Here is a 20,821-nt window from a genome sequence, read left to right as displayed (position 1 = left end):
GTCCACCCGCGTTGACAGGGAGTGACCCTTGTTGACCTGCGTTGACCCGGCGAACCGCCCCGACCGACGACCAAACGCGGATCACACCAGACGGGTCAGCGACCATGATCGTTGACCCCGATTGACCTGAGGTAGCGCAGATTGTGCCGGGATAGCTTCCGCTGGAGAGCACACGGTGCACACATCAGCAAGATCAATAAGGACCTATCGGCGACCCCTCACGTGTTCGCGAGCAGTGCTCTGGCTACATCGTCGGGATGGGTCAGCATCGCTTCGTGGGTGCCGGGGACCATGATCGGCTCGACGGCAAGGCGCGCGGCCAATTCGGTGCCGGGCGCGCCGCCGGATTCGCTGTCATGGACGGCCTTCTCCGTTATCGTCGGCGGCCACCAATGCAGCATTGCCGCGCTACCCGACCGCGGACGCGGCATCGGCCACACCACCGCGACCTCAGCCGCCATGATCCTGACGGACTCCACGATCATCGCCGACAGCCCGAACTCCCCATCCCTGACATCGCTGCGGACCTGGCTCGGCCGATGGGAACATGCCGCAGCCGGGCGACGCCGAACAGCACCTGGCCGAGCTGATGGATCAGGCGTTCGCCGTCGTGGCGCCGGCCCTCGGCGCGCCTACCGCGTCACACCGTGCCGAGTGTCCCCATCACCGTTGAGCTGACGGTGGTCCGCGGTCAGGTCGCGTCTCTGGCCCGGGTCATCGGAAAGGAGGGCTTGGGTAGGTCCGCGACGGCAAGCCGGTCGGCCCGCTCGCGCAGGTGCCGGGCGATCTGGTCGCTGGCCAGGGTGAAGCCGGCGGTGAAATCGGCGTCGAGGGAGATACCGGTCGCGGCAACGTGATGGTCGGCCTGCTGACGCAGCTCGCGGGCAAGCGCGTTACGCCAGCGGATCACCTCCTCGGTCAGGTGCGCCCGCTGAGCCGCCAACCGCCGCTGCGTCGCGGCCAACTGCTCCTCAATCCGTTCGAGACGGCCCAGCGTCTCATCGAGACGGTCGAGCTCCGGCAAGTCAGCCACGATCGCCCGCCCGAGGGCGGTCGGATCCACGCCGGGATGCAATGGCTCGATTGCGTTGGTCACCCGCGCCGTCCACCGCTCGCGCCGAGCGTCCCGCTGGTGCGGGAGTGCCGCCACGGCGTCGCGTAGGGCCACCAGCACCGGGGTGGGCGAATCGGTCGGGTCTGCGGACGGAGCAGTCGTGGCCAGGACGCCGCGGCGGGGGTTGCGCTCCGGCAACCCCTCGAGTTCCCTCGCCCGATGCGCCATCTGCTTGACGAACGCGGCGTACGCGGCCCGGTAGCCAACCTGGTGTTCACCCTCACCGGCCATCGGTGCGTGACCGATCCGCTCCGCCTCGAGCCGGAGGGCATCGGCGATGGTGGTGTCCGGGTCGCCGATCTCGAAAGCCGGGTCCGGGCCGTGCAGCACCAGTTCGCGCAGCGTGCCGAGCAGGCTCTTGGCGTGCTTGCAGCGATCCCGGGCGCTCGCCATCAGGTCCAGCTCCGGCACGGCGTGCCAGACCGCCCAGGCCGCGGCGGCCGCGTCGTCGTCCGGCACCGGCGCATGCCGGCGGATCATCTCGCCGATCTCGTACACCGGCTCGGGTATGTGCGTGTACCTCGCCGACTCAAATCGCCGCAGCAGGGCCAGCAGCTCGGCCCGGTACTCCGGCTGGGCCGACGAAAGGTCCCCGATCAGCTCCCGCAGGTCAGACGACCAGGGGGCCGGTGGTACGCCCGGGCCTGGCCGGCGCAGAGGTTGACGCGATCCACGTCGAAATCGATTCCACCAACCCATCGATCCAGCCTTGCACCCGGCGCGGATCACACGCAATGTGTCCGTACGGCCTCTTCGGGCGAATTCGGGACCGAGCCAAGCGTGATGAGTGCGGCACCGCCGCGCCTGGCGCCCGGCATCGACCTCGCAACTGCCTCGCCACCCTGCTTGCTTGATCAGGCAACGCGGCCGGCCTTGAGGTGGGCGGCGACGTCGACGACGCGGCGGGCCTGGTGGCGGGCCGCTTGCAGGATCACCTCACCGGGCGGGCCGTCGCCGACCACGTGGGAGCTGCCGTAGGGGTTGCCGGACTGGAATTGGGTGGGGTCGGCGTCGCCCCTGGGCCCGACGACCTGTTCATCGTTTCCGATCCGCATCAGCGGATCTATGACAACCACGTGTCGCTCGGCTCGGCTCGGCATCGGCATCTGGGGCCGCAGCCGGCGGCTCACCGTCAACTACCGAACGACCCAGGAGATTCTCGCCTGGTCGGTGAGATTGTTGACGGGCGTGACTCCGACGGGCCAGGACGACTAGTCGTTGCGCGCCGTCTCCGGGCCGGTGATCCGGCGCAGCAGCGGCAGCGTCGAGGCGACGATCGCCAGCGAGATCGACCAAGCCGCGAGCGACGCAGGAAAGGCTCGAAAGGCGGACGCCCGCCAACCTTCTACCCCACCACCTACCGGCAACGCCACGCCGTCGAGTGCGGCATCAACCAGCTCGAACGCAACCGAGCCCTCGCCACCCGCTACGACAAACTCGCCGTCCGCTACCACGCCACCGTGCACGTCGCCACGATCGACGGATGGCTCCGACCGAACTTATGAAGAAGGGCCCAAGGGCGCGAGTACGGGCAAAGATGCAAACCCGGCAGTCGCGGTCAGAGCCTCCCCGGCGATCCTTTCCGAGGAGGCTCTGACCACTGCTGGCGGACCGGTTCGGCTATCTCACAGGCGCGGGTCCTGCTGGACCTTCAGGGCGTTGAGGATCGGGTCGCGCTCGCCGATCTCGCTGCGGAGCTCGACCTTCAGATCGCCACCGGCGTGCTCGACGATGACCGTGTTCACGTCCGCGGTCAGCGCACCCGCCCTCGCCTGCACGTCGTGGTCGTGGAGTACGGCCTTGCCGTCGACCAGAACATCGAAGGTACGCGTGCCGGCCTTGACCTTCTCGATCTCCGCGAAGTCGAGGCCGAGCCGGTACGTCCCGGCGGGCGCGTCCTTGAACACGTAGGTGAACGTCTTGCCGGTCCGCTGGGTGCGGAACAGGTCGTCGTCCTCCGTGCCGCCGATGTCGGCCTTGGTGGCACGCGCCGTGCCGCCGACGTAGCCCCACGGCCGCGAGCCGAGCTCCTGGTCGGGCGACCAGACGAAGCCGTCGGCACCGACGTACCCGGATCCGCCCACGTCGATGCCCTTCCAGTAGGCCGAGGTCGCCAGGCGGACCGGCTTGAGCTGGGCCTCGCTCTTGCCGGCGTTCGACGCTACGAGCACGTCCCCGACGAGCACACCGGGCTCGACGCCGGCGTTGTCGGCCGTCGCCGTGACCGTGGTGGACTCCCCGGCCGCCAGCGTGACCGTGCCGGTTGCGGCCGCGCCCGTGAGGGTCAGCCACGGAAGGTCGGCGGCCTCGTGCCCACCGTCGCTGGTGCGCTTCTGCTCGCTGAGCCGCACCTCGAGCGGGGCGGAGCCGGTGTTGGTCACGGTCACGCCGGCCGTCGCCTTCTGGCCCTTGTCGAGGAGCCAGTCGAGGTCACCTCCGGTGACGGTGGCGATGCCCGTGGTCAACGCCGTGTCGACCACCTCGGCCTGATCCTTCTTGGCGATGGTCACGGGGTGGCTGGCGGTGACGTAGTTCGGCGCCGACACCTCCACGGTGTTCTCGCCGACCAGCGCCTGGGCCTTCCACCGGCCCTTCGCGTCGGCCGTGATGACCCGCTCACCGCCCGGCCCCTTGAGCGTGACGATCGCGCCCTCGATCGGCTTGCCGTCGTTCTTGTCGGTGACGGTGCCCTCGATCGTGCCCGCGGCCGGGAGGGTGTACTCCAGCCCCAGGCCGGCCTTCAGGATGGGCTGGTTGAAGGAGTACTGGCCCGCGGGGTTGCGCGTCAGGCTCTCCAGGCCGACCGTCGCCGACGACCCCCGGGTGAGGGGATTGTCGCCGCCGACGCCGTCGCCGTACCCGATCTGGACGCGGCCGTCCGCGATCAGGGTGACCGAGAAGCTCACCCGAGCCGTCTGGTCGTCGTAGAAGGTAACGTTGCGCCACTCGATGACCTCAGCGGCCAGGCCGTCCACCTCGGTCCTGCCGAAGTAGATGCCCGCCTCGTCGTCGACGACCAGGTCGTCCCAGAGCGGATAGATCGCGTCGAACTCGTATGGCGACGGCAGCTCCGTGTTGTTCCCCACGGCGCTGGCCTGGTCGAAGATCAGCTGGCCGTTCGTCGTCACGCACACGCCGTCCCAGGCCGTGTCGTAGAACGGGAACAGGAAGCTGGAGTCGAACCACAGCACGCCGCAGACGTCATCGCCGTGCCACCCGGACTCCTCCGCACCCTGGCGATAGAGCCCGTCGGTCACCTTCATCGAGTACGAGCGACCGGCGGGGGCCACCGGCACGGGGCCCGGCTCCGGCTGCTCGGGCTGGGGCTCCGGCTCCGCCGCGTCCGCGCGCGGGTCGAGCGTCACACGCAGCGCGGCAATGGTCGGGGCCTTCAGGCCCTTCGAGCCCCGTAGCTCCACGGTCAGCGGACCGCCCTCGTGCTTCACGACGGCGGTGCGCCAGTCGGCGGCGTTCGGCCCGACGGCCGCGGCCGTGTCGTACGCGTACTCCGTCAGCGTTCCGTCCACGAGGACGTCGAACACCCGCTTGCCCTTGGCCACGTTCTCGATCTCGGCGAACCCGAGATCGATCGCGTAGGTGCCCTTGGGCGCGTCGGGGAAGCGGTAGAACAACTGCTTGTCGGGCGTGGTGCGCTGCGACTGGAACAGGGCGTCGTCCGTCGTACGTTCGATCCCGGACTGCGTGGAGGCGACCTTCGTCTTCCCGTCGTAGCCCCACGCCTCCTTGCCGGCGGCCTGGTCCCCGGACCAGGTGTAGCCGGAGCCGTCGGTGAACTGTGAGCCGCCGGCGTTGACGCCGACCTGGTACTTCGTGGTCGTGAGCGTCACCGGGACGTACGTCTTGGACTGCCGTCCGGAGTCGGACCTCACCACGATGTTCGCGCCGAGGACGCCGGGCTTGGTGTCCTTCGAGGAGATCGAGACCTTGACGGTCGTCGACTGACCCGGGGCGAGGGTGCCGCCGGTCGAGGACAGCGACAGCCACGGCAGGTCGGTGAGCAGGTCGTCCTCGACGTCGACCAGCACGACGTCATCGGCGACCTGGTCCGCCGCCCACAGCGCCCCGGTCGAGTCGGTCTCGAGGCCACCGCCCTGGGTCGCCTTCTGGCCCGGGAACCACCACGCGTTGACCAGCGAGCAGTCGTCGGGGTCGACCTGCAGCAGGCGGGTGGGCCTGTTGAAGGTGAGGTCGGTGTACCAGATGGTGTCGGATGCCTGGTTGTAGGCCAGGCCCATTACCTCGGGCAGCGGCGGGGCGCAGAAGGACAGCAGCGCCCCCGCGTTGTCGTGCGACGTACCGGCGACGGTGCCGATCATGCCGTTCGCCCGGCCGCCGACGTAGAACACGTCCTCCGTCGGGTTGTAGGCGAGGCCGGTCAGCTGCAGCGTGGACCAGTCGCCCTTGATCTGCCGGGTCTCCTTCCCGGTCTCCCGGTCGAAGCAGTGGATGTAGCTGGCCGGGCTGTCCTCCATCTGGCACATGTCACCGGTCTTGGTGTCGAGCGCCATGTCGAACGCCCGGTACGCGGGGTTCCACGAGGCGTCGAAGACCTTCCCGGTCGGCTTGCCCGTCACCGTGTAGGCGGTGTTGGTCCGCGCGTTGTAGTCGTGGACCCAGACGTCGCCGTCGTACCCGATGCCGGAGGGCTCCTTCTCCTGGATCGTGCCCGGGATGGCGATCCGGGTGATGACGTCTCCGCCGGCGGTAGGGCCGACCTTGCCGGCCGCCTGTGCTTCCGCGGCGCTGGACGTCGCCGCCTTGCCGTCGACGTTCGACGGCTTCATGCCGCTCGCACCGGCCTTCCAGGCGGTGAGGTCGATCGTGCTGGCCGCACCCGTCCCGGTGCGCGCGGTGGCGCCGGTGGCGTCGAGCTCGGGGTGGCGCGCGGCCTCGCCCAGGTCGTACGTGAGCGGGGCGGAACCGGTGTTGGTCAGCGTCAGCGAGCCCACACCGTTCTGGTCGGTGCCCATCACGGCGTCGAGGCCGCTCGCCTTCAGACCGGCGACGCCCGTGGTGAGGCGCGCGTCGACCGTCGCCTTCGCGTAGAGCTTGTCGAGGGTGAAGTCGTACGACCCCGTCACGTAGTTCGGCGCCTCGACCGTCATCGTGTAGTCGGCGACCGGCAGCTGCCGATGCACGATGCCCGTCGCGTTGGTCGTGACCGCCTCGACGAGCCCGTTCTTGTTCGTGAAGGAGACCTTGGCCCCGGACACCGGCAGCCCGTCGTTCTTGTCGACGACGGTCGCGTCGAGGTAGCCCCAGTCCGGAAGGTCGTAGGTGACGATCATCCCGTCGTGGAGCACCGGGACGTTGTCGGAGAACCGGATGCCGTCCACGCCGGCCCAGCCCTGGATGCCGGTGATGGTGCGGGCGCCGCCGGTCACCGGGTCGTCGGTCCCGATGCCGTCGCCGTACCCGAAGATCACCTTGCCCGAGCGGGTGAGCGCGGCCGAGAAGCTGACCGGCTCCGTGTACTCAGACCGGATCGGATAGGCCCAGATCTTGGCGTTGCGGAACTCGACGACGAACGCGTCCTCGCCGTCGACCTTGGTGGCCGACGTGAAGACTCCCCCGCCCGGGGCGAACTCGACGGGGGACGTGACCCAGAACGGGAAGATGCCCGCACCGCCGCTGCCGGGTCCGGTGGAGGTGTCCGGGGAGATCACGCCGCGCAGGCTGATGCCGAGGGTGTCGTGGCTGCCGTTGTAGAGCGCGACCGGGAACGGCAGCTTCACCGTCGCCCACACGCCGCTGGTGAACGCGACCGGGTCGGTGCCGTGCAGGTACTCGCCTTCGGAGACGGCGCAGCTGTAGCCGCCCTTGTCGACGACGAGCCCGACCGGGATCTCCAGCGACGTGTTCTCGGTGCCGACGGTCATCGGGAGGGACGTCGGCGAGAGGCACGCGTTGGGCGTGACGGCGAGCCCGTACTGGCCCTCCGGCACACCGGCGATCGTGAACGCGCCGTTGGCGTCCGTACGTACCGGCTTCAGCGGCGTGTCCTTGACGGAGACGTCGGCGTTCGGTACCGGCTGCTTCTTGTCGTCGACGACCTTGCCGCTGATGTCGTGGCGCGCGGCGGCCGTGAGCGGCAGCTTGACGGAGGTGTCCTGGCCGAGGGAGATCGTGACGTTGGCGGTCGCGGTCAGGTAGCCGAAGACCTTGGTGCTGAGCTGGTAGTCACCGACCGGGAGGTTGATCTTGAACCGGCCGTCCTTGTCGGTGCCGATGGACCGGCTGAACGGTCCGCTGATCGTCACGTCGGCGGCGGGGACCGGGGCGGCGTTGGCGGTGACGACACCGGTGAGGGTGCCGCCCTGCCGGGGCGCGAGCTCGAGCAGGCGGACGAGGTCGAGCCGGCCTTCGCCGTACTTGTTGTTGACGTCGGCGGTGCCGCCGCACTCGGTGTCGTCGACGTCGACGGCCGAGTCGGCGAGCAGGCGGCGGGTCTGCTCGACCTGCCCGATGAGGGTCGGGTCGTAGCTCCACAGGTCGGCGACGGCGCCGGCGACGTGGGGAGCCGCCATCGACGTGCCGGACATCTCGGTGTAGCTGTTGTTCGGGTAGGACGAACGGACAGCGACGCCCGGAGCGGAGATCTCGGGCTTGATCCGGCCACCCTCACCCTCACCCTTGCGGGAGAACGACGCGAGCGTGCCGTCCGAGTCGTACGCGCCTACGGAGTAGGCACTCTCGGCGGAGCCGGGCGAGGAGACGGTGTCGCAGGCCGCGTACGGGCTGGTGTTGCCCGAAGACCAGACGCTGAAGACGCCCGCGGCGCTCCAGGCCTCGTCGATGGCCTGGAAGAAGTCGTCGAAGTTGTGCTCGAGGGTCTGACCCCACGAGTTGTTGATGACGTGGGGGCGCTTGGACGGGTCAGGGTTGTTCCCGTTGACGTCGGTCGGAGCAAGCAGCCACCAGCCGGACTTGAGCAGCGACTCGACGCCGCTGCTGTCGCAGCAGCCGTTCGTCGCGATCCACTGCGCGTCCGGGGCGACACCGATGTGCTCGGTGCCGTCGTCGCCGACCATGGTGCCCATGGTGTGCGTGCCGTGTCCGTTGTCGTCGCACGGCGCGCCCGTGCACGGGCCCCGGGTGGCCATCCAGTTGTAGTTGTGGTCGACGGTGCCGTCCGGCTTCGTGCCGCGGTACTGGTGCATCAGGGCGGGGTGGTCGAATTGGACGCCCGAGTCGAGGTTGGACACGGTGATGCCCGCACCGGTGGCGCCCATGGCCCACGCCTGGGGGGCGTGGATGGCATCCAGACCCCACGTGGTGATGCCTGCCTCGGCGGCGGCCTTTGGGGCGGCGGGGCGGGCAGCCTGGTCGGCGGGGACCTTCTCCTCGACGGGCTCGACCAGCGCGACCTGCGGCGTCGCGTGGATCTCGGCGACCTGCCCGACCGAGGCGACGTCGAGCGCGAGCTCCTGCGTGCCGCCCTTGACGAGCACGGCGTTGACGAGCGGGTAGGACGTGTACTTCACGCCCGCCGCGTCGAGCTCGGCGGCGACGGACGCCGCGGAGCTCTTCGCTGCCACTTGCAGCGCGTCGTAGACGAACTGACCGCGTTCGGTCCAGTTCGCGATCTTCTTGGCGGGGGCGAGATCGGCCTTGGTGTCGAACGTGATCCAGAAGTCGGAAGCCGGCTGCGTGCGGAAGCGATCCTTCAGGTTCGACGCGATCTTGTTGGCGGCCGCGCCGGGATCGGGCTCAGCGGCGGACGCCGGTAATGGCTGGATCATGCTCAGGCCGACCGCTGCGGCCAGCGAAGCCGCGAGGGCTTTGAGTCTCATGCGGGATCCTTCTGCCTACAGGGGTTGGTAGGGGTCGTGGCTCTCGTGCTCGTCGGCGTCGTGGGCGTCGCGGGCGTCGGAGGCGCTGACGCGCGGCTCGCGCGACACCTCGAGAGGTGGCGGGTGCTCGCTGGCGGAGTCGTCACGCGCGACAGGTCGCTCAGCCATGCATTGGCCTACGGCTATGGATCATGCAGTCATGCTCGGCGGACGAGTGACCGCTCGCTATCCAGCGGATACGTCAATTTTCACGACGCGTCGCCGAGGGAGTCCTCTTCTGCGAACACTCCGGCCTCCACTGCCTTGACCGCGAGCGCGGTCCGGGAGGTCACTTTCAGCTTGCGCATCGCCGCACGTAGCTGTTGATCCACCGTGGCCGGCGACTTGGCCAGGATCCGGCTGATCTCCCGGTTCGTCTTGCCGGCGACAACCAGTTGGACCACGTCGAGCTCGCGAGGTGAGAGCTGGTCGCCGTACCCTCGTCGGCCGCCGCGCCACAGTCGCGGAACCTCGGCGCCGTGTTCGCGAAGCCGCTGTGCGACACGGTCCGCATCGCCGCGGGCGCCGAGCCTGAACAGTTGCTCGTACTGCGCGGCCAGCAGCTCTCGGCCCTGCTCGATCTGGCCTTGCGCGATGAGCGCCTCGGCTTGGCGCTCGCGGGCGAGCATGGCGTCGTAGGGACGCGGCAACGCGCTCCAGGCGCCCGCCGCCCGACCGTAGGCCGTCGCCGCGCGGGCGTGGTCTCCGGCTGCCGCGAGCAGCAGGGCACGGCATACGGCGAGCGCGGCGCGAGGCGCAGGCGCCGTACGGCCACGCAGTCCTCTGGCGAACTGGTCGCCCAGGCGTGTCGCGGCCTTCAGGTCGCCCGCCGCGAGGTGCGCCTCGATCCGGGCGGGGACGAGGTCCGTCGCCCAGACCCAGATGCCCTTTCTCCGGACGGTGTCCATCGGCTCGTTCGTGACCTGCAGCGCCCGGGCGCTGTTTCCGTCCGTCAGCCACAGTCTGGCCAGCGCGGCGGCGGCCTCCATCGTGTCGTCGGCCGCGCCGAGACGGGCAGACTCCTCGAGGACGAGCCGGAACTGCTCCTCGGCGGCGCGCCGCCGTCCGGCCGCGGCTGCCAGCCGCGCCGCGAGGCGGATGCTGCCGAGGTAGTGCGCCGGCCGGTCCCGGTCGGCATCGGCGAGTGCCGCGCTTCGCTCCGCGAGACCCTCCCACCGGCCGGTCAGCCAGGCCAGGTTGGCCTGTTCGAGTCGGACGTTGTGCTGCAACCGGGACGCCTGCTCGGCCTCGGCAAGGCGCATGGCCACAGTGAGGTGTTTGTCCGCGTCGGCGTACCGACCCCAGATCAGCGCGCCGGTCCCGACATTGGCGTGGATGCGGGCCACGTCGAGACGCTCCGCCGAGCTCGCGCCGTCGACGGGCAGGTCGGCGACGACGTCCCAGGCCTCCTCTTCGCCGAGCATGAGCAACGCCGCGGCCCGGTTGCCGGCCAGGTTCAACCGCGCCGCGGGAGAATCGAATTCGCCGGCGAGCTCGGCGGCGCGATCCAGCCAACGCCGGTGGGTCGACGCGGGCCACGGTCCCGCATAGGCCCATCCCAGGTAAGTCATCGCCCGAGCCGCCTCGACCGGGTCGTGGTCGAGGTTGGCCACCGCCTGCTCCAGCTCGCTGAGTGCGGCCTGCGCCTCACCCCCGGTGATCAGGAGTCGACCCAGGGGGTTGCGGATCTCGGCCTGCTGGCGGGCGGAGAGTTCAGGGGTCTCCAGCACCCAGCGCAAGGTACGGATCACGCGGTGGTAGACCTCGTCGACCGGTTCACGACGGCCCAGTGCGGCAACTCCGGCGATGCGCGCGACTCGTGCCCGATCCACCGGCGGCAACACCGCCCACGCCAACAGATCGACAAGCAGGTCGACGGCCTTGGTGTGGTCACCCGAGGCCATGGCCAACTCGGCGCCCCGCTCGGCGTACCGCGCCCAGGACCGCGTCTCGCCCGCCTCACGGAAGTGGCGGGCAAGGCGGGCGACAGGCGGCGGATGGATGTCCTCCAACGCCCGGCCGGCCAGCAGGTGGAAGTGTCTGCGGTCGGTCAACGGGATCGCTTCGTAGACAGCCGTGGCGGCCAGCACGTGCCGGAACCGCCACTGGCCGCGGTCGTTTCCGTCGAGGATGCCGGCATTGGCCGCCTCCGCGACAGCGCCTCGGCACGCATCCGGTGACAGACCGGCGGTCATCGCGATCGTGGTCACCGACGACCGCTCAGCCAACGTCGCTGCGGCTCGCAGCACCTGCTGCGCCGTCGGTGACAGCCTGCCCACGCGCTCCCGGGTGGAGTCGCGCACCGTCGGCGGCACCTGTAGCTCGCGCAGCTTCAGCCGGACCCACTGCCCGTCGCGAAAGACGAGGTCGGCACGGTCGCACATGAGGCGAACCGACTCCTCCAGCGCCAGCGGAACACCACCGGTCCGCTCGTGCATGAACGTCGTGAACTCCTGCGATATCGGGTTGCCGTCCAGCATCGAGGACACCAGCGCTGCCGTGTCGTCGGGTCGCATCGGCGCCAGGGCGATCCTCAGCTGGGTCACGCCAGCGGGCAACCGGGACGTCAGCCGCAGCAACAGCGACCCGGCGTCCACCTCCTCCGGCCGATAGGAGACCACGAGGCTCGGCCCGTCCGACTGCTGTCGGGAGGTGACGAACAGCAGGAACTCCAAGGTCACCTCGTCGGCCCAGTGAGCGTCCTCGAGCACGAGAACGTCGACACGCAGAGCCCGCAGCAGCTCGTCCAGGGCGCGGAACAGGCGATGCCGCGCCGCCTTCGCATCGTCCAAGGGCGGCAATGCGGGCGGCAGGTCCGACGACCATTCAGGGAACAGGGGTCGTAACGCACCCGCAAGCTCGGTGAGCCGCAATCGGGACACCGGCCGGTCGATCCCACGGAACGCGTCGACGATCGGCCCCAACGTCAGCGACTCGCGAAGCGGTGGGCACACCGAGACCAAGGCGGTGTGCTGGTCCGGCGCGGCCAACCACTCCCGCAGCAGTCGGCTCTTCCCGATCCCCGCCTCGCCCTCCACCAGCACGATCGCCGGTGGCCGGGCCAAGGCGCCCCGAAGCGCCGTCATCTCCCGATCACGACCCACGAAATGCGGCGTGGAAACCGTCGGTGAAGTCCGTTCGCCCTCGGGCGAGGGGTCGAGCATGCGTGATGATCTCGCTTTTCGCTGCTCGGGCGCAAGTAGCGCGATCCACGTACTGCTCGAAGCGGAGGGCCGGCTGCCTCGCCCGGCCCTCCCCGACCGAACTCAGTCGTTGCGCGCGGTCTCCGGGCCGGTGATCCGGCGCAGCAGCGGCAGCGTCGAGGCGACGATCGCCAGCGACACCGCCAGCCCACCGGCGACCATCAGGTAGAACGACCCGTCCGGCGCGAGCAGCGTGTAGCCGAGCTGCGCCCGCAGGAACAGGTGCGCGGCCAGGAACCCCATCCCGATCGCCACGGCCGCGACGAGCAGCAGCGGCACGACGGTCTCCAGCCCCACCACCCACCGCAGCGTGCGCAGCTGCACCCCGGTGAGCCGCAGCATGCTGAACGGCCGCTTCCGGTCGCTCAAACCGCCGGCCACGCTCACCGCCAGGCTGCAGCCCGCGATCGGCAGGCTGGCCAGCATGATCACGTTGGCCAGCTGCTGGAACTGCACCATCAGCCGTGCGGAGTTCGACTCCCACTCGGCGACGCTGGACGGGAAGCGCATCGTCGGGAACGCGTTGATCAGCATGGTCCGGGCCTGCTCGAACGCGGCGCGGCTGGTGGTGTTGACGACCACCGACCGGATCGGTTGCCGGTCGACCTGCGCCGGGTCCAGGTCAGCCGGCGCCCAGACGTAGCTGTCGTTGGTCAGGTCCCACGCGCGCTCGCCGATCAGGTCGTCGGCCACGGCCGCGACCCGCGCGCCGGCGGGGCAGCTGCCGAACACCGCCAGCCGGTCCAGCTCGGCGCAGGTGATGACGCCCGGCCACCACCATCGATAGGCGGGCGATTCCGTCCCGTTCACCTCGAGCGGGGGTGGCGTGTCGACGGGGTTGGCGCGGACCAGGGTCACGCTGCGTACCCCCGGGATCGTCGCGAGCCCGGCCGGGATCTGGTCCGCGGTCGGTGCGGGGCCCTCCTCGTGCGGGAACGAGATCGACAGGGACGTGGCGGCCACCGAGTCGGTGCGCGGCTCGCCCCGGTTGGCCACGTAGGTGGTGATGATGCCGGTGGCGACGCTGGTCACGAAGAGCGCCACGATCAGCCCACTGACGGACCGGAAGCCGGCCCGGGGGTTGTCGGCGAGGCGTCGCCCGGCGATGAGCGCCGCAGGCCGGCTCGCCCGCCCGGCCAGCACCCGCGCGCCGGCCATGGTCAGCCAGGGACCGGCCAGCACCAGCCCGACCAGGATCAGCAGAAACCCCGAGAGGTACGCGGTGAGCTGCCCGTTGGTCGTCGGCGGGCGACGGCCGACGAAGTACGCCAGCTCGACGAGCCCGGCGACCAGCGGGATCAGCCGCCAGGCGTGGGGCGGTTTCGGGGTGACCCGGCGCGCGACGCCCAGCGGGGAGATCTGTACCCGGCGCAGCGCCAGCCAGGAGGCCACGACGGCGCCGAGCGGGATGCCGAGCGCGACGGCCAGCACGTCGACGGCGGTGAGCGACAGGTCGCTGGTGAAGAACGGCTCGCCGGTGAACGGGATCGCGGCGATACCGGGCCGGGCCGCGAGGAACAGGCCGAACCCGGTGAGAGTGCCGGCCACGGCGGCGAGGGTCGACTCGACGGCCGAGATGAGGGAGATCTGCCGCGGGGTGGCGCCGATCAGCCGCATGGCGGCGAAGCGCTGTTCCCGCCGGGTCGCGGCCAGCCGGGTCGCGGTGCCGATGAAGATGAGCACCGGGAAGAGCAGTGCGGCGGCGACGATGGACAGCACGAGGGCCATGCCGTCGTGGTTGATGCCGACGTAACAGCCTCTGGGGCAGCCGTCCGGCGAGGTGGTCATGATCTGGGTGACCTTGCGCGCGCCCAGCGGTTCGAGGTCGGCCGGGGTGCGGCCGATGACGATGAGCAGCGAGTCCGGCGAGGGCAGCGCCTCTCGGCCGATGGTGCCGACGTCCCGGCCGGGGAAGCGGTCGCCGAGTTCCGCGGCGGGGGTGGCTCGCAGCAGCTCGCCGAGGGCGGGTGAGACGTAGAACTGGCCCGGCCCGGGCAGCTTCGGGATGCCCGGCGGGACGGGGGTGTCCGGCCCGGTCGCCGCGACCTCGACCCGGCCGATGGACCGGCCGTGGAAGTAGTCCTCCCGGATGAGCCACCACATCGGCTCTACCGAGGGATCGGCGGAGGCCGGGGCGACGGCGGTGTTGAGCCAGGCGTACCGCTGGTTCTGCGCGTCGACGGCATTCATGCCGGCCAGCGTGGTGAGGAGCATGCCGACGCCGAGCGCCACGGCGGCGGCGATGACGACGAGCCGGGTGGCGGCCTCCCGTCCGCCGGCCAAGGACAGCCGCACCGCGAACCGGATCATGCCGACACCAGCGCGTTCACCTTGCCGTCGCGCACGATGACCTGCCGGTCGGCGTACGCGGCGACGCGGGCGTCGTGGGTGACGAGGACGACGGTCGTGCCCTCGTCGCGGGCCGAGGAGACCAGGAGGTCCATGACCTGCTCGCCGGTCAGCGAGTCGAGGGCGCCGGTCGGCTCGTCGGCGAACAGCGCACCGGGCCGGGCGACGAGGCCGCGGGCCAGCGCGACCCGTTGCGCCTGCCCGCCGGACAGCTCTCCGGAGCGGCGCCGCTCCAGCCCGGTCAGGTCGAGCCGCTCGAACCAGGGCCGCGCCTCCTTCAGCGCGGCGGCCCGCTTCACGCCGTTCAGCAGCAGCGGCAGCGCGACGTTCTCCTCGGCGGTCAGCTCCGGCACGAGCTGTCCGGACTGGAACACGAAGCCGAACCGGTCCCGGCGCAGGACGCTGCGCTGGTTCTCGTTGAGGGTGTCGATGCGGCGGCCGTCGAAGTGGATCTCGCCGGCGTCCGGCACGAGGATCCCGGCCAGGCAGTGCAGGAGGGTGGACTTCCCGGAGCCGCTCGGGCCCATGATGGCGACGATCTCGCCGGGGGCCACCGCGACGGTCGCCCCGCGCAGCGCCGGAGTCTCCCCGAAGGACAGCACCACGTCCCGTGCCTCGACCGCCGTCATCCCCGCACCTCCTTGGCGAGCGCGTCCAACCGGGCGGCTGTGGTGTCGATCCAGTGCAGGTCGGCTTCGAGGTGGAACAGGCCGTGGTCGGCGAGCATGGCGTCGACCAGCGAGCCGGAGCGCTTGATGTCGGTGAGTTCCTTCATCCGGCCCAGGTGGGCGGCGCGCTGGCGGTCGAGGTACTCCTCGGCGGGCCGGCCGAGCATGAGCGCCAGCACCACCTTGGTGAACAGGACCGTCTGCAGGTTCGGCTCGGCCGGGACCGGCTCGGTCAGCCACGACTCGACCTCGGTGGCGCCCCGCTCGGTGATGACGTAGCGCTTGCGCTCCGGGCCGACGCCGGGCTCGACCTCGCCGATCACGATCTTGCCGTCGCGGGCGAGCCGGCTCAGGGTCGCGTAGACCTGCCCGAACGGCAGTGGCTTGCCCCGGCTGAAGAAGGCGTCGTAGTCGCGCTTGAGGTCGTAGCCGTGGCTGGGCTCCCGTTCGAGCAGGCCAAGGAGGGTCATGGGAACGCTCATGCCGCGACTATAACCCGAGGGTATACCTCGCGTATATACCTCCGGCGTATGTCAGCGGACCCTCCCGCTATCGGCACCGGCAGCGGCCGGCTGTCCGGTCGTCGTCGACGGGATCAGTTCGAAGTGGACGGTGCGGCCGGTCCTGGCCCTGCCCAGCCGGTGGGTCAGCGGCACCAGCACCCCGTGCAGCAGCGGATGTTTGCGGACCAGCGCCTGGCTGGCCGCGCGGTACTCCGCCCCGTCCAACCGCCGCGCCACCGCCTCTACTGCCTTCCCGGTCGGCTTGCCGAGGGCCGTCGACGGGGCCAGCTTCACGTGCGGGTTGTTGCGGATGCGCCGGGTCTTCCACGCCTTCTCGAAGCTGCGCACGTACGCCCGGTCCCCCGCCACCGCGACGCTCACGGCCGTCGGCACGGCCGTCCCGTCCCGCTTGAACGTCGTCAGCACCACGGTCTTCTGCCGCACCAGCGGCGCCCACCCAGGTGCCGGGGCGGGGTCGACGTATCCGACCACCCAGCCGAGCTGACGCAGCCGGGCCACCAGCGCGGCCAGGGCCAGCAGGGCCGACAGCAGGACCAGCCAGGTCTGGGCCGCGCTGCCGCCCAGGTCGGCGTCGACCACGTGCGACACGGTGTGCGCCGCCCCGCCGACCACGTATCCGGCCAGGGCGACCGCCAGGGCGTCGGCCCAGATGAGCGCCAGCAGCAGGGTAGCCCCGATGCCGAGCTGGAACGCCCCGACGTCGTGCACGAAGTGCTCGTGCGGCGGGAAATTCACCGCCGAGCTGAACGAATCCGCCCGGGCCAGCGCCCAGACCCCGACGACCAGCGAGGCCGCGCCGAGCAGTGCGGCCGTACCACGTACCAGTGCTCTCATGCTCGTGGGACGGGCCGGCGGCCTGGGATGTGACCACCGCCGGAGCAGCGCGCGGCGAGCCGGCCCTTGGTCGTTCCGAAGCGCCGGCCGACGAGCCAGGTCAGCTCGGCAGTCGGAGGCCAGCGGGATCGACGGCCATGCCCGTGGAGGCTTCGGGATCACCGCCCAATTACGCGCCGTTGAGATCTACACCCGACGCGGGGTCCGTCTGGGCGCTGCGCTCACACGACGGGATGCGGGAGCCGGGTCATCCTCTGCCTCCGTGTCACGGAGGGCTGGTGGTGGCGAGGTCGGCGAGGGTGAGCAGACCAGGGCGACCATGGAGATGCCACAGCGGACCCGCAGGGCCAATGCGCACAGCCTGGTCACGGCTGGCGGTGGCGACAGGCACGGGCACCGGCGCGCCGGCGAGGTGCTGGTGGAGGTGGCGGGCACGGGCGGCGGAGTGGAGCCAGAACAGCACCGGCCAGCGGGGTCCGCCGGCGGCGGTGAGGCGGGCGTAGCCGATGAGCTTGCGCATAAGTTCGGTCAGCGGTTCGGTGCCAGTGTCGTATTCCAGGAAGAACGGCACCTGTCCGGTGGAGGCGGTCCAGATGCCATGCCCGTCGGGGCGGATCGGCGTGGTTAGGGCGAGGACATCGACCGGATCCCCAGGGCTCCCGGGACGAGTGAAAGCGCCAGGTTGGGAACAGCGGGTTTCGGGCCACCAGCGGGTGAGGGCGTGGTCGGGGTGGGTGCGGGCGTAGCCCACGAGGTCGGTGAAGAAGCCGTTGACGCCAAGCCGGTGGCCGAGAGTGCGGGCGGCGGTCCAGCGCCGGCGGTTGGCCTTGCCCTGGCCGGGGCGTGGTGGGGGCTGTCCTCGTTGAGCGGCGACGACTTCGACGCCGAGCTGGTCGATGACGTAGTGGAAGGGATAGGAGCCCCCGTCAGGGCGAAAGGGCCGGAATCGGTCGACGACCCGCAGCGTGGTGAGACGTGTGAGGCGGTGTTGCGCGAAGTCCAGGGACGGGAACAGGGCGTAGGCGAGCTGCGGTGTGGTGAACACGCCGTGGTCGACGAGCCATTGCAGGAGCAGGTGGTCGCGGGCGGTGAGGATGGACTGCAAGCGCAGGACGTGGTCGGGCATGACTGGCATTCCTTCATTGATGACCGCGCACGGGTGGGCAGAGATGACACGCCTGTGTCTCTGAGCGGTGGGCCGGATCTGACATACCGGCCGTGAGCTGCGCTGACAGGCCGCGGCGGGAGTCCGTCTGGGCGTCCACCTGAAGGCGGACGGCACGACGGACAGCAGCGAGGACAGCAGCGGGGACAGCAAGCCGACGTCTGCGGAAAGCACACCGCTCCTGCCGCTGGCACCGCCGATCAGCTGACTGCGACGCCATCGCGCGGGTTGGGCATGTCACCGTCGTTGCTGCGCCACCGGGCGGCTGTTTGTCCACCCGCCGCCGCCCCGCTCCACCCTTCACCCTCAAACCGGGCTCTGTCAGCTCTGACGAACACCCTTGTCTCTGACACCGGCCTGACAACCTCTGCCCGGTGTCGGACGCCGGTCTGACAAACTCGCGCCGTGTCTGACAGCCCAGCCGCCGGCGCTCTGTCAGGGCAAACCGCGCTGCCGCTGACAGATGCGGTCATGTCCGCCGGGGTCTGACAAGCAACCTGCTCGCCTGTCAGTCCAGCGCTGTCAGACATCGACAAGCACGAGCCCCGTGCACGGCCGACAGCCGCGGGCCGCGGCCCGCGCGGACAGAAACCGCCGTGATCTGGGCGTTGACAAGACCGCCAGGCTCCGATGGCAGGGACAGCGTCATCAGCAGGGGCGCGCAGCCGCATCGCGCTCACGTCGACTCCTCCTGAGTGGCAATCAGAGGTGCCGCCGGTCTGCAGGCTCTGCCCATGGCGCCCGCGATGGTGATGCCACAACCACTGGTTGACAACCCGCCGGTCTGACACCTCAGCTCCACCCGGAGTGACATGACATTCCCTACCTCACGAGTCCAGAACGGATGAGATGTCCTCCAACCCTGGCAGCCGGGGAGATGCGAAAAACGGAGTCCTCCGCCACGGCGGCCTGACAGACGGGCTGTCCCTCCACGTGTCCTGGGCCTGCCCGGCAAGAGTGCATCTCTGGGCTGCGGACGGTCAGTGGCGCGGCCGGGCCACTCGCGACGCACGGCGCGCCGACCGAGGCGCAAGCGCTCGGCATCCCGCTCGACCTCGGTGGCCGGGACCCCGCCGTGGTCGTCAGCGACCTGCAACCGCCGCCGCGGCAGGACCCCGGTGGCCGACAGTTGACCACCCTCGCCACCCGCTACGAGGTGTTGTCAGATGTCTGTGAGATCCCGGAGTCCTGCTTCAGTGCTGACAGCCGCCGTTTGAAGATGTCAGCACTCCAGCTCCGGCGCAGGCAAGGCAGCCACCGCTGACCGTCACCTTGAGGATCAAGCGGGGACTGAGCAGCTCCACTTTGACCGCGGATTCGGGTGGCAGCTTGTGCATCAACATTTGACGTTCTCTCCGCCCGAGGAGGCGGCGATTCCCTCCGCGCTACGCGCGACAGCGCTCGCGCCCGGGTGGATTCCTGCTTCTCGGCGCGGTGCCGGCACCTGGGGTGCTGGTCTTACCTGCGCTCCGCAGGCGTTTAGCCTCTCGGCGCGTCCCGCCGCGAGAACATTGATTGCGGCGTTGACGTCTCGATCATGGGCTGCCCCACAGGGACAGGTCCAAGCTCGGACGTTCAACGGCTTCCGTCCATCGATCCGGCCGCATCTAGAGCACGTCTGCGAAGTCGGCGTGAACCGGTTGATCTTTGCGAAGACCCGCCCATGTCGAGCAGCCTTGTACTCCAGCATGTGCACGAACTGCGACCAACCAGCGTCATATACAGACTTGGCCATTCGGGTGCGGGCGAGCCCTGACACGCACAAGTCCTCCACATACACCGCTTGGCTGTCGCGGATGATCTGGGTGGATAGCTTGTGCTGCCAGTCCCGCCGCGCGTCGGCGACCCGTGCGTGAGCGCGGGCGACCTTGACCACGGCCTTCTTGCGGTTACTGCTACCTCGTTGCTTGCGGCACAACGCCTGTTGCAGCCTGCGGAGTTTGCGCGCGGCGCGGCGCAGGAACCTCGGCGACGTGACCTTCGTGCCATCGGAGAGGACCGCGAAATGGGTCAGCCCCAGGTCGATCCCTACCTCGGTGCGGATCGGTGGCAGCGGCTGGCCGGTGGCCTCGACGACGAACGAGGCGAAATACCGACCCGACGCGTCCCGGATGACCGTCACGCTTGACGGCGTCGCCGGCAGCGGCCGAGACCAGCGGACCTCGATGTCACCGATCTTCGGCAAGCGCAGCCGGCCGTTGCCCTGCACTCGGAAGCGAGCGTTCGCGGTGAAGCGGATAGTCTGCCTGTTGTCCTTGCGTGACCGGAACCTCGGCGGCGGAACCTTGCGGCCCTTGCGCCTGCCTGACACAGAGGCGAAGAAGTTCCGGTAGGCGGCATTAAGGTCGGCAAGAGCCTGCTGCAACACCACCGCCGACACCTCACCCAGCCACACCCGCTCAGGCGTTCGCTTAGCCTCCGTGATGACCCGCTTCGACAGATCCCCGTCGGTCACGTACGGCAGACCCTGCTGTCGGGCCTCCTGCCTGGCACGCAACCCGTCGTTGAACACCACCCGCGCACACCCGAACGCCCGCGCCAGCGCTTGCTGCTGGACGGGCGTCGGATAGATGCGGTATCGGTAGCGAAGCAGCACGGTCCACAAGTTAGCTCTGTTCTGAGACAGATCAAGTCGTTCCCATAGCTCAGGGCGACCCTGGCACAACGGGTGGCATCGGAAATTCGCTCCGATGCCACCCGGTCCGCTTTCCGATAGAGGCTCAGCCCCAGTGCGTCATTTCAGCCTTCGTGCGGGCCTTCGCTTACCCTTCGGACGTCGACCTCGACGTCAATGCCGCTCTCCACGAAGACATCAACGAATCGCTTTCCCCACTCGACCGCCTCCTCCTTCGACCGGACCTCGATCAGCCCGAACCCGGCGATCAGTTCCTTGGTTTCGGTGAACGGCCCGTCGGTGATGGTGGTCTTGCCCTTGGTGGCGGTGATCCGCGCCGACTCCTCGCTGCTCTTGCACAACCCCTCGGCGGCGAGCAGGATCCCGGCCTTGGTCACCTCTTCGAAGTAGGCGCCCATCCGGGTCATGAACTCCGGCGACGGCTCGAAGTTGCCGGGGACGGCTTCGTCCAGCTTGTGCATCAACATGAATCGCAT

General features: G+C 69.9%; 13 protein-coding genes and 1 pseudogene. 1 reads left to right on the top strand and 13 read right to left on the bottom strand.

Features of this window, described 5'->3' with window-relative positions:
* Positions 1–218: 218 nt before the first annotated feature.
* The 3 genes from AB0F68_RS15440 to AB0F68_RS15430 form a co-directional block, all read right to left on the bottom strand.
* Positions 219–485: a hypothetical protein gene (locus tag AB0F68_RS15440; protein WP_357337751.1), complete on the bottom strand. Its 267-nt coding sequence runs from the start codon at positions 483–485 to the stop codon at positions 219–221.
* Between the two features lie 206 nt (positions 486–691).
* On the bottom strand, positions 692–1,612 hold the full coding sequence (locus tag AB0F68_RS15435; protein WP_357337749.1) for a hypothetical protein: 921 nt from the start codon (positions 1,610–1,612) through the stop codon (positions 692–694).
* A 356-nt stretch (positions 1,613–1,968) separates the two neighbouring features.
* A complete protein-coding gene (locus AB0F68_RS15430) occupies positions 1,969–2,169 on the bottom strand; it encodes a hypothetical protein (protein ID WP_357337812.1) in 201 nt (66 codons plus the stop codon).
* 249 nt (positions 2,170–2,418) lie between these two features.
* Here AB0F68_RS15430 and AB0F68_RS15425 point away from each other — a divergent pair.
* Positions 2,419–2,619, top strand: a pseudogene (locus AB0F68_RS15425) (IS5/IS1182 family transposase); the annotation flags it as partial.
* A 120-nt stretch (positions 2,620–2,739) separates the two neighbouring features.
* On the opposite strand, the gene AB0F68_RS15420 reads toward AB0F68_RS15425, so the two are convergent.
* The 10 genes from AB0F68_RS15420 to AB0F68_RS15375 all read right to left on the bottom strand — a co-directional run bounded on the left by AB0F68_RS15420 (position 2,740) and on the right by AB0F68_RS15375 (position 20,821).
* Positions 2,740–8,928: a S8 family serine peptidase gene (locus tag AB0F68_RS15420; RefSeq protein ID WP_357337747.1), complete on the bottom strand. Its 6,189-nt coding sequence runs from the start codon at positions 8,926–8,928 to the stop codon at positions 2,740–2,742.
* Positions 8,929–8,943: 15 nt separating this feature from the next.
* A complete protein-coding gene (locus AB0F68_RS15415) occupies positions 8,944–9,096 on the bottom strand; it encodes a hypothetical protein (protein ID WP_357337745.1) in 153 nt (50 codons plus the stop codon).
* An 80-nt stretch (positions 9,097–9,176) separates the two neighbouring features.
* On the bottom strand, positions 9,177–12,131 hold the full coding sequence (locus tag AB0F68_RS15410; protein ID WP_357337744.1) for an AAA family ATPase: 2,955 nt from the start codon (positions 12,129–12,131) through the stop codon (positions 9,177–9,179).
* A 102-nt stretch (positions 12,132–12,233) separates the two neighbouring features.
* Positions 12,234–14,480, bottom strand: a complete 2,247-nt coding sequence (locus tag AB0F68_RS15405; protein WP_357337742.1) for an FtsX-like permease family protein — start codon at positions 14,478–14,480, stop codon at positions 12,234–12,236.
* Positions 14,477–15,148, bottom strand: a complete 672-nt coding sequence (locus AB0F68_RS15400; RefSeq protein WP_357337740.1) for an ABC transporter ATP-binding protein — start codon at positions 15,146–15,148, stop codon at positions 14,477–14,479. Before AB0F68_RS15400 ends, AB0F68_RS15405 begins: the two co-directional genes overlap by 4 nt.
* The gene (locus AB0F68_RS15395; RefSeq protein ID WP_313722872.1) at positions 15,145–15,669 is read right to left on the bottom strand and encodes a PadR family transcriptional regulator; all 525 of its coding nucleotides are present in this window, start codon (positions 15,667–15,669) and stop codon (positions 15,145–15,147) included. The genes AB0F68_RS15400 and AB0F68_RS15395 overlap by 4 nt, the downstream gene beginning before the upstream one ends.
* Positions 15,670–15,720: 51 nt before the next feature.
* The gene (locus AB0F68_RS15390) at positions 15,721–16,545 is read right to left on the bottom strand and encodes a PPOX class F420-dependent oxidoreductase (protein ID WP_357337735.1); all 825 of its coding nucleotides are present in this window, start codon (positions 16,543–16,545) and stop codon (positions 15,721–15,723) included.
* Between the two features lie 265 nt (positions 16,546–16,810).
* Positions 16,811–17,671: a replication-relaxation family protein gene (locus AB0F68_RS15385; RefSeq protein ID WP_357337733.1), complete on the bottom strand. Its 861-nt coding sequence runs from the start codon at positions 17,669–17,671 to the stop codon at positions 16,811–16,813.
* A gap of 1,375 nt (positions 17,672–19,046) precedes the next feature.
* Positions 19,047–20,306 carry an RNA-guided endonuclease TnpB family protein gene (locus tag AB0F68_RS15380; RefSeq protein ID WP_357337730.1) on the bottom strand — a complete coding sequence of 420 codons (1,260 nt, stop codon included), beginning with the start codon at positions 20,304–20,306 and terminating at the stop codon, positions 19,047–19,049.
* Between the two features lie 143 nt (positions 20,307–20,449).
* Positions 20,450–20,821 carry a YciI family protein gene (locus tag AB0F68_RS15375; RefSeq protein WP_357337728.1) on the bottom strand — a complete coding sequence of 124 codons (372 nt, stop codon included), beginning with the start codon at positions 20,819–20,821 and terminating at the stop codon, positions 20,450–20,452.

This window comes from Micromonospora sp. NPDC023966 (assembly GCF_040639095.1).
Lineage (GTDB): Bacteria > Actinomycetota > Actinomycetes > Mycobacteriales > Micromonosporaceae > Micromonospora.
This window is presented reverse-complemented; position numbering and strand designations above follow the sequence as displayed.

Coding starts and splice junctions, on each gene's coding strand:
- AB0F68_RS15395 (WP_313722872.1), bottom strand. CDS start 15,669: ATGAGCGTTCCCATGACCCTCCTTGGCCTGCTCGAACGGGAGCCCAGC.
- AB0F68_RS15415 (WP_357337745.1), bottom strand. CDS start 9,096: ATGGCTGAGCGACCTGTCGCGCGTGACGACTCCGCCAGCGAGCACCCG.
- AB0F68_RS15400 (WP_357337740.1), bottom strand. CDS start 15,148: ATGACGGCGGTCGAGGCACGGGACGTGGTGCTGTCCTTCGGGGAGACT.
- AB0F68_RS15375 (WP_357337728.1), bottom strand. CDS start 20,821: ATGCGATTCATGTTGATGCACAAGCTGGACGAAGCCGTCCCCGGCAAC.
- AB0F68_RS15405 (WP_357337742.1), bottom strand. CDS start 14,480: ATGATCCGGTTCGCGGTGCGGCTGTCCTTGGCCGGCGGACGGGAGGCC.
- AB0F68_RS15440 (WP_357337751.1), bottom strand. CDS start 485: ATGATCGTGGAGTCCGTCAGGATCATGGCGGCTGAGGTCGCGGTGGTG.
- AB0F68_RS15385 (WP_357337733.1), bottom strand. CDS start 17,671: ATGCCCGACCACGTCCTGCGCTTGCAGTCCATCCTCACCGCCCGCGAC.
- AB0F68_RS15420 (WP_357337747.1), bottom strand. CDS start 8,928: ATGAGACTCAAAGCCCTCGCGGCTTCGCTGGCCGCAGCGGTCGGCCTG.
- AB0F68_RS15410 (WP_357337744.1), bottom strand. CDS start 12,131: ATGCTCGACCCCTCGCCCGAGGGCGAACGGACTTCACCGACGGTTTCC.
- AB0F68_RS15390 (WP_357337735.1), bottom strand. CDS start 16,545: ATGAGAGCACTGGTACGTGGTACGGCCGCACTGCTCGGCGCGGCCTCG.
- AB0F68_RS15430 (WP_357337812.1), bottom strand. CDS start 2,169: ATGCGGATCGGAAACGATGAACAGGTCGTCGGGCCCAGGGGCGACGCC.